This is a genomic window from Dietzia natronolimnaea (assembly GCF_002289575.1).
Lineage (GTDB): Bacteria > Actinomycetota > Actinomycetes > Mycobacteriales > Mycobacteriaceae > Dietzia > Dietzia natronolimnaea_A.
Genome location: NZ_NTGA01000013.1, coordinates 119,895 through 131,588, shown reverse-complemented (window position 1 = coordinate 131,588; position 11,694 = coordinate 119,895). Strand labels below are relative to the sequence as shown.

The following is an 11,694-nucleotide window of genomic DNA, read 5'->3' as shown; positions in this document are numbered from 1 at the left end:
ACCTCACGGCCGGGGTTATCCTTACCCGGTCCGGACCACCCACGCCGCGTGCGGTGGCGGTCCCCCTACCCCGGAGGATCACGCATCATGACCCGACTTTTCGGTACCGACGGGGTTCGCGGACTCGCCAATCGGACGCTCACGGTGGACCTGGCAGTACGGCTCGGTGCCGCTGCCGCCTCCGTCCTCGCGACCGAGGCCCGCGCCACCGGGCCCGAGGTGGCCCCGGCCCGCCCCCTGGCCGTCGTGGGCCGCGACCCCCGGGCGTCGGGTGAGATGCTCGAGGCGGCCCTCGCCGCCGGTCTGGCCAGCCAGGGGGTGGACGTGCTGTGCGTCGGGGAACTCCCGACCCCTGCCGTCGCCCATCTGACGGCATGGCACGGTGCGGCGCTCGGGGCGGTCATCTCGGCCTCGCACAACGCGATGCCCGACAACGGCATCAAGTTCTTCGCCGCCGGCGGGCACAAGCTCGGTGACCACCTGGAGGACCGCATCGAGGGTGCGCTCGCGGAGGGGACGATCACCGGACCCACCGGGGCGCAGGTCGGCCGGATCTCACGTGCGCCGTCGGAGGACGCGCTGGACGGGTACGTCCGGCACCTGCTCGACGCGACGCCGGGGCGGCTGGACGGGCTCAGGGTGGTGGTGGACTGCGCCAACGGGGCGGCGAGCGTGGCGGCGCCGCGCGCCTACCGTGGTGCGGGGGCGACCGTGATCGAGCTCCACTCCAGCCCCGACGGGTACAACATCAACGACGGGTGCGGCTCCACCCATCTGGACGACGTGCGCGCGGCCGTCCGCGAGCACGGAGCGGATCTCGGCCTCGCGCACGACGGCGACGCGGACCGTTGCCTCGCCGTGGACGCCTCCGGTGACGTCGTCGACGGTGACCAGATCATGGCGATCCTCGCGCTGGCGATGCGGGACGCCGGAGAGCTCGTGGAGGACACTCTCGTGGCGACGGTCATGAGCAACCTCGGCCTCAAGGTGGCGATGCAGGCCGCGGGGATCCACGTCACCGAGACCAAGGTGGGGGACCGCTACGTTCTGGAACGTCTTCGTGAGGGTGGGTACAGCCTCGGCGGCGAGCAGTCCGGTCACCTCGTCCTCCCCGCCCACGCGACCACCGGCGACGGGGTCCTCACCGGCCTTCGCATCATGGCCCGGATGGCGGAGACCGGCAGCTCCCTGGCCCAGCTCGCCGGCGTGATGACGGTGCTCCCGCAGGTCCTGATCAACGTGCCGGTCGAGAACAAGGCAGCTGTCGTGTCGTCCGAGGTGGTGGGCGACGCGGTGGCGGAGGAAGAGGCGCGACTGGGCGCGACCGGCAGGGTGTTGCTGCGCCCGTCGGGTACCGAGCAGCTGGTCCGCGTCATGGTGGAAGCGGAGGACGCGCACTGCGCCCGCAGGGTGGCCGAGCGGTTGGCGGGACTCGTCACCACGGTCTGACACCACCGTCTGACGAGGCCCGGGCCGGCCGGGCTCGAGAGCCGGCTCAGCTCCCGGTGACGCTCTTGAAGAGTCTGAGTAGCGGCGGCCCGCCGGCCATGAGGTCGTCGTCCTCCTCGTCCAGCATCGCGTCGGTCACCGTGACGGTGTCCTTGAGCGTCTTCTCCGGATCGGCGAACACCGAGTAGGTCGCATCGCCCGCGAGCGTGGTCAGGAGATAACCCGCCAGAAGCGGCCGCACCGTGCGTTGTGTCCGGCGGTCCGGGTCCGCGAGCCCGACGTATTTGATCAACGGCGCGCCCTCGACCAGGCCGGTCTCGATGGCCTTCTCGAGACGCCGGTGCACGATCGGACCGCGCCATGCCAGGTGGAGCGCTCGCGCGTCCTCGGCGTGCACGCCACCGGAGGCCGACAGGAGCAGGCCCGGCGCGTCGATGGTCATCGCCCGATCGGCGGCGGACGGAACGGTCTCGGTGGGGAACGCCATCGCCACGGCCCCGATATCGGTGCGCTGGGAGGCCAGGAGTGCGGCGACCCCGGCGCCGAGACCGTGACCGGCCAGTCCGATCCGGCGGGGGTCCGCCCGGACGCCCCCGCGGCCGAGTTTGGCCTGGAGCACGTCCTCGATCGCGGCCGACAGATGGTCGGCGAAGTGCTGGTGATTCGGACGGGGGGACCGGTCGGTCGCGGGCGCCACCACGACGAAGCCCCACGAGGCGAGGTGCTTGAGCGTGTCGGTGTAGTCGCGGGGACCCTTGGTCCAGTCGTGGGCGAAGCCCACCACCGGGGCGGGCGACGGTGCGTCACGGGGCACGAACACGGCGCCCGGCGTCCCGGTGAACCCGAGATCGCCCGTATCGACCCCGTGGGGGCCCCGCCGGTTCACCTTGTCGAGCAGAGCTTTGGTCTTGGTGGCCACGGGGGCCACAGTATCGCCTCCGGGGGGTCGACGGTGCCGGGGCGTCGGGACGGCCTGGCTACACTTAGCGGCCATGTGCGGAATCGTCGGTTATGTGGGGCATCAGGCTGCCCTCCCTGTCGTGGTCGAGGCCCTGCGGCGGATGGAGTACCGCGGGTACGACTCCGCCGGGGTCGCCGTGCTGGACGGGTCGGGTGGCTCTCGGGTCGAGAAGAAGGAAGGCAAGCTCGCCAACCTCGAGGCCGCGCTGGCCTCCGCCGGTGACGACGGCTTCCCGGGGACCACCGGGATCGGACATACCCGCTGGGCCACCCACGGACGCCCCAGCGACCGCAACGCACACCCGCACGTCTCCGGCGACGTGGCGATCGTGCACAACGGCATCATCGAGAACTTCGCCCCGCTGCGCGCCGAGTTGGAGGCCGCCGGAGTCGAGTTGGTCTCGGACACCGACTCCGAGGTCGCCGCCCATCTGCTTGCCCGGGAGATGGGGTCCGGTCCCCACGCGGGAGATTTCGTCGCGTCGTGCCGGGCCGTTCTCAGTCGACTCGAGGGCGCCTTCACCCTGGTGTTCAGCCATGCCGACCACCCCGGCACCCTCGTCGCGGCCCGTCGGTCGACGCCGCTGGTGCTGGGAGTGGGGGAGGGCGAGATGTTCCTCGGCTCGGACGTCGCGGCGTTCATCGAACACACCCGTGAGGCGGTGGAGCTCGGGCAGGACAACGTGGTCGTGCTCCGGGCCGGCGGGTACGAGATCACCGATTTCGCCGGCGAGCCCACGGAGGGCCGTCCGTTCCACATCGACTGGGACCTGGCCGCCGCCGAGAAGGGCGGGTACGACTACTTCATGCTCAAGGAGATCGCCGAGCAGCCGAAGGCGGTGGCCGACACCCTGCTCGGCCACTTCCAGGACGGTCGCATCGTGCTCGACGAGCAGCGGATCAGCGACCAGGACCTGCGGGACATCGACAAGGTGTTCATCGTTGCCTGCGGCAGCGCGTATCACTCCGGCATTGTCGCCAAGTACGCGATCGAGCACTGGACCCGTCTGCCCTGCGAGGTCGAGATCGCCTCGGAGTTCCGCTACCGCGACCCGGTGCTGGACCGATCCACCCTCGTGGTGGCCATCTCCCAGTCGGGCGAGACCGCCGACACCCTCGAGGCCGTGCGGCACGCCAAGTCCCAGAAGGCCCGGGTCCTGGCGGTCTGCAACACCAACGGATCGCAGATCCCGCGCGAGGCGGACGCGGTGCTGTACACCCACGCCGGACCCGAGATCGGCGTGGCCTCGACCAAGGCGTACCTCGCCCAGATCACCGCCAACTATCTCGTCGGGCTGGCGTTGGCCCAGGCCCGCGGCACCAAGTACCCCGACGAGGTGGCAGCCGAGTTCCGTCAGCTCGAGAAGATGCCCGAGGCCATCCAGCACGTTGTCGACTCCCTGGACCCGGTCCGCGAGATCGCCCGGGAGCTGGCCGGGTCGAAGTCGGTGCTGTTCCTCGGCCGCCATGTCGGCTACCCGACCGCGCTCGAGGGCGCGCTCAAGCTCAAGGAGTTGGCGTACATGCACGCCGAGGGCTTCCCGGCGGGCGAGCTCAAGCACGGTCCGATCGCGCTGATCGAGGACGACCTGCCCGTCTTCATCGTCATGCCGCCGGTCGAGGGACGTGGGGTTCTGCACTCCAAGCTGGTGAGCAACGTCCAGGAGATCAGGGCCCGGGGTGCGCGCACCATCGTGATCGCCGAGGAGGGGGACGAGGCGGTGCGACCGCTGTCGGATCACTTCATCCCGATCCCGGCCTCGACCACGCTCCTGCAGCCGCTGCTCGCGACGATCCCCTACCAGGCCTTCGCCGCCGAGGTCGCCGCCGCCCGCGGGTACGACGTGGACAAGCCCCGCAACCTGGCCAAGTCCGTCACGGTGGAGTGACCCGCCCCCGGGTCTGACGTCGTCTGGAATCGTAGAAGTCATGTTGCGAGCGCACCCGGTCGAGGCGATCCGCACCGCTGAACGCCCGCTCATCGAGGCCGCCGAGGCGGCGGGCGACCCGGACGCCGTGATGCGCCGCGCCGCCTCGGGGGTCGCCCACCACGCCGCGGCGCTCCTGAGGAGTCGCACCGGAGGGGTCTACGGTCGCTCGGTCGTGCTTCTCGTGGGCAGCGGCGACAACGGCGGCGATGCCCTCTACGCCGGCGCGGCCCTGCGTGGGCGCGGGTGCCGGGTGGAGGCCGTCCTCCTCCACCCCGACCGGGTCCACGCGCGGGCGCTGCGGGCCCTGCGCAGTGCCGGGGGTCGGGTGACCACCGGCGGGGTCGACGAGGTCTCCGGGGCGGCGGCCACGCCGGACGTGGTGATCGACGGCGTCGTGGGGCTCGCGGGATCCGGCCCGCTGCGCGAGCCCGCGGCGGCGAGGGTCGCCGCGCTCGCCCGGGCCGGGTCGCCGTTCGTCGCGGTGGACCTCCCGAGCGGGGTGGACGCCGACACCGGCACGGTGCACGACGCGCACGTCCGGGCGGACGTCACCGTCACGTTCGGGACCCTCCGGCGCGCCCACCTGCTCGCCTCGCCCACGTGCGGCCGGGTCGAGGTGGTCGACATCGGACTGGCGGAACCCGCCTCCGGGCCGCTGACGGTACACCGCCCTGACCCGTCCGAGGTGGGCCGCGCCTGGCCGGTCCCGGGGCCGGAGGACGACAAGTACACCCAGGGCGTGGTCGCCATCCGGGCGGGATCCGGCCGGTTCCCCGGAGCGGCCGTGCTGTGCGCCTCGGCCGCGGTGGCGGCGACGTCGGGGATGGTCCGGTACGTCGGCTCCGGAGCGGCTGACGTGCTCGCGGCTCGTCCGGAGGTGGTGTGCCACCCGTCGGTCGCCGAGACCGGCACCGCGCAGTCCTGGGTCGTGGGGCCGGGAGCGGGGACCGGGTCGGCGGCGGTCGCCGACATCGAGGCCATCCTGGCCCGGGCACGACCGACCGTCCTGGATGCCGACGCACTGACCTGCATCGCGAGTCATCCCGTGGTGCTGCGGAGTGCGAGGGCCCCGGTACTGCTCACCCCCCACGCCGGGGAGTTCGACAGGCTGACCGGCGGGTGGGACCGGTCGGACCGGCCGAGCGCCCTGCGCAGGTACGTCTCGGATCTGCGCAACCGGGGGATCCCGGCGACGGTGCTGCTCAAGGGGCGGGTGACGCTCGTCGACGACGGGCAGACCACCTGGTCGGTCGACCCGGGCTCCTCCTGGGCCGCGACGGCGGGCTCCGGGGACGTGTTGTCCGGGATGGTCGGCGCCCTGCTCGCGAACGGTCCGGGCGGGAGCGGCGTGGACTCCGGCGGAACGGGTTCCGGCGGGGAGGTCGCGTGGTCGGCGGTCGCCGCGGCGGTGGTCCACGGCGAGGCCGCGCGGGCCGCGGCGCGACGCACGGGCGGTCCCGGCGCGCCGATCGGCGCCGGGGATCTGCTGCGCGCGGTCCCGGCGGCGATCTCCGCGATCCGCGGAGCGTGAATGGCCTCTCCCGGCCGAGGTTTGGCAGAATGGACGAAATGGGTCCAATTGTCCCCCAGTCGCCGTGTCGCGCCGAGATAGACCTGGACGCGATCGAGCACAACTCCCGCGTCCTGACGCGGGCCGCGCGGGGTGCGCGGGTCATGGCCGTGGTGAAGGCCGACGCCTACGGCCACGGGGCCGTGCCCGTCTCCCTCGCCGCGCTGCGGGGTGGTGCGGACGCGCTGGGCGTCACGACGATCGCCGAGGCGCTCCAGCTGCGTGCCGCGGGCATCGACTCCGAGATCCTGGCCTGGTTGTACGGGGTCGGTGATGACGTCGGCGCGGCGCTGTCAGCAGATGTGGATCTGGCGGTCCCGAGCCCGGGCCACCTCGACACCGTGCTCGAGGCCGCCCGCCGGACCGGACGCCGCGCGAGGGTGACGCCCAAGATCGACACCGGTCTCGCCCGTTCCGGCGTCACGCTCGAGGAGTGGCCCGCCCTCCTCGACCGGCTCATCTCCGCCTCCGAGGAGGGCCTCGTGGAGGTGACGGGGTTGATGGCGCACTTCGCCCACGCCGACGACCCGGGCAACCCGGTGATCGACCAGCAGGTCGCCAGGCTGCACGCGTGCGTGGCGCAGGCCCGTGAACGGGGGTTGGAGTGCCCGGTGAACCACCACGCCAACTCCGCGGCCACCCTCACCCGCCCGGACGACGGGTTCGAGATGGTCCGCCCCGGGATCGCGCTCTACGGACTCAACCCGGTCGACGGTCTCGAGGCGGACCTGATCCCGGCGATGACGTTCTCCGCCGAGGTGCTGATGGTCAAGCGCATCGCCGCCGGTCAGGGGGTGAGCTACGGGCACACGTGGTACGCGCCGCACGACACCACCGTCGCTCTCGTGGCGGCGGGCTACGCCGACGGCGTGTGGCGCCTGCTCTCGGGCGGTCTCGACGTGCAGATCAACGGGCGTCGCTACCCCAACGTCGGACGTGTCTGCATGGACCAGTTCGTCGTCGACCTGGGCCCCGACCCGGGCGAGGCGGTACGGGCGGGGGACACCGCCGTCCTGTTCGGCGACGGTTCCGACGGCGGACCCACCGCCGCCGAGTGGGCCCGCTCCCTCGGGACCATCCACTACGAGGTCGTCACCGCGGTCCGAGGTCGCGCTGTGCGCCATCACGTGCTCGGGACCCGCCACGCCCCGGACCGGCGGAAGGAGGGGTCGACATGAGTGGAGACGACGACTCGCCCGGGCGCCGGAGGTCGATGCCCCGACTCCGGCTCCCCCGGCGCCCCTCCAGGTCGCCCGCGAGCGAGCCCGTCGAGGTCCGATCACCAGAACTGGTGGGCGGTCAGGCCAGTGACGCCGAGACCGTCGACGAGCAGATCCGGACCCCCGGGGGACTCGCCGCGGGCCTGAGCGCCCTGGGCGCCGCGACGATCGGATCCGTCGGCACCCTCCTCCCCGGGCGCCGGGCGAGCGACCCGTGGGCCGGAGAGGACATGTGGGAGCTCGGGGTCGACCGGGGGTCGATGGTCGCCGCCTCGGACGGGGTCCCGCTCGCGGTGCGCGAGGCAGGCCCGACGGACGCGCCGATGACCGTGGTGTTCGCCCACGGTTACACGCTCTCGATGGATTCCTGGCACTTCCAGCGCCGGCACCTCCAGGACCGGTTCGGGTCCGAGGTCCGATTGGTGTTCTACGACCAGCGCGGTCACGGGCTCAGCGGGAAGAGCTCGCGCGAGAACTCGACGATCGCCCAGCTGGCGGCCGACCTCAACTCGGTGATCTCGGCCACCGCCCCGACCGGCCCGATCGTGGCGATCGGCCATTCCATGGGGGGGATGACGGTACTGGGCTACGCGGCCCGTCACGCCGAGGCGGTCCGCGAGCGGGTGCTCGGTGTGGGGTTGGTCGCCACCGCCATGGCAGAACTGTCGGAGTCGGGCCTGGGCGCCGTACTCGACAGCCGGGCCGTCAGCAGGTTCGTGGGTCTGGCCGGCCGCACGCCGGCCGTGTTCACCAGCAGCCGCAAGGCCCTCGGGGCGATCATCTCCCCGTTCATCTACGGCGGCTCGTTCGGCGACCCGGCCAAGATGAGCCCGACCGTCGCCCGGTTCGTCGACAGGCTCATCGCGTCCACGGACATGCTGACCATCGCGAACTTCTTCGAGACCCTCACCCAGCACGACGAGTCCGCGGCCGTGCCCGTCCTGCGGGACGTGCGGACCACCGTGTTGTGCGGTGACCGCGACCTGCTCACCCCCCTCGACCGCTCAGTGGACATCGCCGAGGCGTTACCGGACGCCGAGTTCGTGGTGGTCCCGGGGGCGGGACACATGGTGATGCTGGAGGAGCCCGCGCACGTGTCGGAGGTCCTCGGTGACCTGATCGCGGACGCCGTCGTCGAGTGGCGCGCGCGCACGCACGGGCCGTCGGGGCGCCGAAGTACGGCGTCGTGACGATCGGGGTACCGGGAGCGCGGTCCCTCCCCACCGTGGAGGACACGCGTCGGCTCGGCGTGGAACTCGCGGCACTGCTGCGGGCCGGCGACGTCGTGGTCCTCGACGGACCCCTCGGTGCCGGTAAGACCGCACTCACCGCCGGGATCGCCGCCGGCCTGGGCGTCCGGGGCCGGGTGACCTCACCGACCTTCGTGATCGCCCGTCGGCACGCCCCCGGAGCCCCGGGCGGCCCCGGACTGGTCCACGTGGACGCCTACCGACTGGTGGGGGGTCAGAACCCCGACGGGTCGCAGCCCTCGTCCGGTGATCTGGCCGACCAGTTGGAGTCCCTCGACCTGGATTCCTCGCTCGACCATGACGTGGTGGTGGTGGAGTGGGGGGCCGGGTTCGTGGAGTCCCTGGTCGCGGCGCCACTCGTCGTCACTCTCCACCGCGGTGCCGAGACAGAGGTGCGCTCGGCCACCTGGCGCCGGGCCGATCGGGCACCGGGCCCGGCGGTACCCTGACCACCGTGCTGGTCCTCGCCGTCGACACCTCGACCCCCGCCGTCACGGCAGGGGTCTGCCGTCTCGTGGAGGGGGGCGGCGGCCCGGCCGTGATCACCCTGGCCACGCGCGTGACCGAGGACGCGCGGGCGCACGCCGAGCTGCTCACCCCTCACATCCTGGACTGCCTCGCGGAAGCGGACCTGGTCCCCGACGACCTCGACGCGGTGGTGGTGGGCGTGGGGCCGGGGCCGTTCACCGGACTCCGGGTGGGCATGGCGACCGCGGCGGCGTTCGCCGATGCGCTCGGCCGACCGGTGTACGGGGTGTGCTCGCTCGACGGCCTAGCGTGGCGGGCGCGCGCGGCCGGGGTGACGGGCGACCTCCTCGTCGTCACCGACGCCCGGCGCCGCGAGGCCTACCACGCGCGATACTCCCCGGACGGCCGCCGCGTGGCCGGCCCCACGGTCGGTCCCGCGGCGGACATCTCCACCGAGGGGGTGGACCACGTGGTCGGCGACGCCACCCGACTCGATGAGCTCGTCGGCCGGACGCCCCGCGCGGGGACGGGTGGCGGAGGGACCGTCGCGCCGGACCGGTTGGTCTCACCGGACCCGGCCGGGCTCGTCGCGGCCGCCGCCGCGGACCTTCTCAACGGAGTGGCTCCTGCCCCGCTGGAGCCCCTCTACCTGCGCCGACCGGATGCCGTGCCGCCCCGCCGGGTGGAGCCGTCGCCCGCCCTGCGGGGCACCGAGCCCGGCGGACCACGGGGGTGAGCGGCCGGAGGTCGGAGAGTACCGACGTGGCCGGCGTCGTCTACGACCCGTTGGTCGCTGGCGACGCGATGCGCTGCGCGGACCTCGAGCGGGTGCTCTTCCGTGGTGACGGGCCGTGGTCGGCCGCCGCGTTCCTGTCCGAGATCGGTGCCGGGCACACCACCTGTCGTGCCGCCCGTGTCGAGGACGTGCTGGTCGGTTACGCCGTGCTGGCGGCGCTCGGGCGGGAGGGGGACCGGGAGTTCGAGGTCCACACCATCGGCGTCGACCCCGCCTATCGGGGCCGGGGGATCGGACGCACCCTGCTGCGCATGCTGCTCGATGTGGCGGATGCCGAGGCGGCTCCCGTCCTCCTGGACGTGCGCACCGACAACGTCCCGGCCCGCACGCTCTACGAGGCCCACGGATTCGAGGTGGTGGGGCTGCGGCCCCGGTATTACCGTCCGAGCATGGCCGACGCTCACCTGATGGTGCGCCCGGCGCGCGGCGGACCCGACGAGAGAGGGGGGAGCGGCCCGTGAGGACCGTACTGGGGATCGAGAGCTCGTGTGACGAGACGGGTGTGGCGATCGCGCGGGTCCACGACGACGGTCGTGCGGAACTGCTCGCCGACGTGGTCGCGTCGTCGATGTCCGAGCACGCGCGGTTCGGCGGGGTGGTGCCCGAGATCGCCTCCCGCGCGCATCTCGAGGCGCTCGTCCCGACCGTGCGTGCGGCGCTCGCCGAGGCGGGCGTGGACCGCCCCGACGCCGTGGCCGCGACCATCGGCCCCGGACTCTCCGGTGCCCTGTTGGTGGGATCCGCGGCGGCCAAGGCCTACGCCGCCGCGTGGGACACGCCGTTCTACGCGGTCAACCACCTGGTGGGACACGTCGCCGTGGCCGGGTTCGACGGTGGACCACTCGAGGAGTGCGTGGCGCTGTTGGTCTCCGGTGGGCACACCCAACTGCTGCACGTGCGGTCCCTCACCGAACCGGTGGTCGAACTCGGCTCGACGGTCGACGACGCGGCGGGGGAGGCCTACGACAAGGTCGCGAGGCTCCTGGGGTTGGGGTATCCGGGCGGTCCGGTGATCGATCGGCTAGCGGCGTCGGGGGACGGCGCGGCCATACCCTTCCCGCGCGGCATGACCGGGCCCCGGGACGCCCGGCACGATTTCTCCTTCTCCGGTCTCAAGACCTCGGTCGCGCGTCGGATCGAGGCCGCCGAGCGGGACGGGTCCCAGCTCGAGGTGGCCGACGTCGCCGCATCATTTCAGGAGGCGGTGGCGGACGTGCTCACCATGAAGGCGGTGCGGGCCTGCACCGACCTGGGTGTGCGGACCCTGCTCGTCGGCGGCGGTGTCGCGGCGAACTCCCGGCTTCGCGAACTGGCGGCACAGAGATGCGCTGCGGCCGGCATCCGCCTCCGGGTGCCCCGACCGCGGTTGTGCACGGACAACGGCGCGATGGTCGTCGCGGTGGCGTCAGCACTCCTCGCCGCCGGCGCCGGGCCCAGTTCCCTGACCGTCGCCGCGGATCCCGGGCTCACTGTCGGGGTGACGCAGGTGGTGTGAGGTGTGCGCGTCAGAACCCGAGCAGGGCCAGACCGTACCCGGTGAACAGCAGCATTCCCGACACCAACACAGTGATCACGACCAGCCACAGGTAGCCCACCGCGAGGGCGGTGAGGGCGAGCCCGCGCCCGGCCTGACCGGTGCGACGGATCCTGGCCAGGGCGAGATGACCGAGTACGACCGAGGCGAGCGCGAAGACCGCGGGCAACGCGGGCAGGAACAGCCCGAGAAACGACCCGAAGACCACGTTCCCCACCGCCAACACGACCGCCGCGAGCGCCGTCCCGTTGACCTCGTTGACATCGTCGACCTCGGGTCGCCCGGTGCGGGAGCCGTGCGCGGGGTCCTCCGGTTCGCGACGACCGGACGCGCCCGCGCCACCGCAGGGGGTACCTGACATGGACGTCGACTCCTCCCGGACTGGCGGGGCCTGCCGCTGATCGTACGCGGGAGTCGCGCACACGTCCGGAGCTCGAGTCGGGCGAGTGGGGCCGGGCGGTGTTCGCCATCCGCGAACGCGACAGGATCGTGCACCCGGGACACTTGAGTGCTGGC

Annotated in this window: 11 protein-coding genes; 9 read left to right on the top strand and 2 right to left on the bottom strand. The window is 72.8% G+C overall.

The window, feature by feature from the left end:
• Positions 1-87 precede the first annotated feature (87 nt).
• Positions 88-1,449 (top strand): phosphoglucosamine mutase, encoded by a 1,362-nt coding sequence (gene glmM, locus CEY15_RS07370; protein ID WP_095717887.1) that lies wholly within the window; start codon positions 88-90, stop codon positions 1,447-1,449.
• A 46-nt stretch (positions 1,450-1,495) separates the two neighbouring features.
• On the opposite strand, the gene CEY15_RS07365 is transcribed toward glmM, so the two are convergent.
• Positions 1,496-2,368: a chlorophyllase/cutinase-like alpha/beta fold protein gene (locus tag CEY15_RS07365; protein WP_245847370.1), complete on the bottom strand. Its 873-nt coding sequence runs from the start codon at positions 2,366-2,368 to the stop codon at positions 1,496-1,498.
• A gap of 73 nt (positions 2,369-2,441) precedes the next feature.
• On the opposite strand from CEY15_RS07365, the gene glmS reads away from it, so the two are divergent.
• Genes glmS through tsaD form a run of 8 tightly spaced genes read left to right on the top strand, consistent with a single transcriptional unit; the run spans position 2,442 to position 11,139 of the window.
• Entirely contained in the window at positions 2,442-4,298 is a 1,857-nt protein-coding gene (gene glmS / locus CEY15_RS07360; protein WP_095717885.1) for a glutamine--fructose-6-phosphate transaminase (isomerizing), read from the top strand.
• A 40-nt stretch (positions 4,299-4,338) separates the two neighbouring features.
• Positions 4,339-5,871, top strand: coding sequence for an NAD(P)H-hydrate epimerase (locus tag CEY15_RS07355; protein ID WP_095717884.1), 1,533 nt, complete (start codon positions 4,339-4,341; stop codon positions 5,869-5,871).
• A 38-nt stretch (positions 5,872-5,909) separates the two neighbouring features.
• On the top strand, positions 5,910-7,088 hold the full coding sequence (gene alr, locus CEY15_RS07350; protein WP_428844190.1) for an alanine racemase: 1,179 nt from the start codon (positions 5,910-5,912) through the stop codon (positions 7,086-7,088).
• Positions 7,085-8,320 carry an alpha/beta fold hydrolase gene (locus CEY15_RS07345; RefSeq protein ID WP_095717882.1) on the top strand — a complete coding sequence of 412 codons (1,236 nt, stop codon included), beginning with the start codon at positions 7,085-7,087 and terminating at the stop codon, positions 8,318-8,320. Before alr ends, CEY15_RS07345 begins: the two co-directional genes overlap by 4 nt.
• Positions 8,317-8,829 carry a tRNA (adenosine(37)-N6)-threonylcarbamoyltransferase complex ATPase subunit type 1 TsaE gene (tsaE, locus tag CEY15_RS07340; protein WP_042329893.1) on the top strand — a complete coding sequence of 171 codons (513 nt, stop codon included), beginning with the start codon at positions 8,317-8,319 and terminating at the stop codon, positions 8,827-8,829. Before CEY15_RS07345 ends, tsaE begins: the two co-directional genes overlap by 4 nt.
• Positions 8,830-8,834: 5 nt before the next feature.
• Positions 8,835-9,584 (top strand): tRNA (adenosine(37)-N6)-threonylcarbamoyltransferase complex dimerization subunit type 1 TsaB, encoded by a 750-nt coding sequence (gene tsaB / locus CEY15_RS07335; protein ID WP_017837223.1) that lies wholly within the window; start codon positions 8,835-8,837, stop codon positions 9,582-9,584.
• Between the two features lie 26 nt (positions 9,585-9,610).
• Positions 9,611-10,105, top strand: coding sequence for a ribosomal protein S18-alanine N-acetyltransferase (gene rimI / locus CEY15_RS07330; protein WP_017837222.1), 495 nt, complete (start codon positions 9,611-9,613; stop codon positions 10,103-10,105).
• On the top strand, positions 10,102-11,139 hold the full coding sequence (gene tsaD, locus CEY15_RS07325) for a tRNA (adenosine(37)-N6)-threonylcarbamoyltransferase complex transferase subunit TsaD (protein ID WP_095717880.1): 1,038 nt from the start codon (positions 10,102-10,104) through the stop codon (positions 11,137-11,139). The genes rimI and tsaD overlap by 4 nt, the downstream gene beginning before the upstream one ends.
• A 10-nt stretch (positions 11,140-11,149) precedes the next feature.
• Here tsaD and CEY15_RS07320 read toward each other — a convergent pair whose 3' ends face one another.
• Positions 11,150-11,539 (bottom strand): DUF4190 domain-containing protein, encoded by a 390-nt coding sequence (locus tag CEY15_RS07320; RefSeq protein WP_095717879.1) that lies wholly within the window; start codon positions 11,537-11,539, stop codon positions 11,150-11,152.
• Positions 11,540-11,694 lie beyond the last annotated feature (155 nt).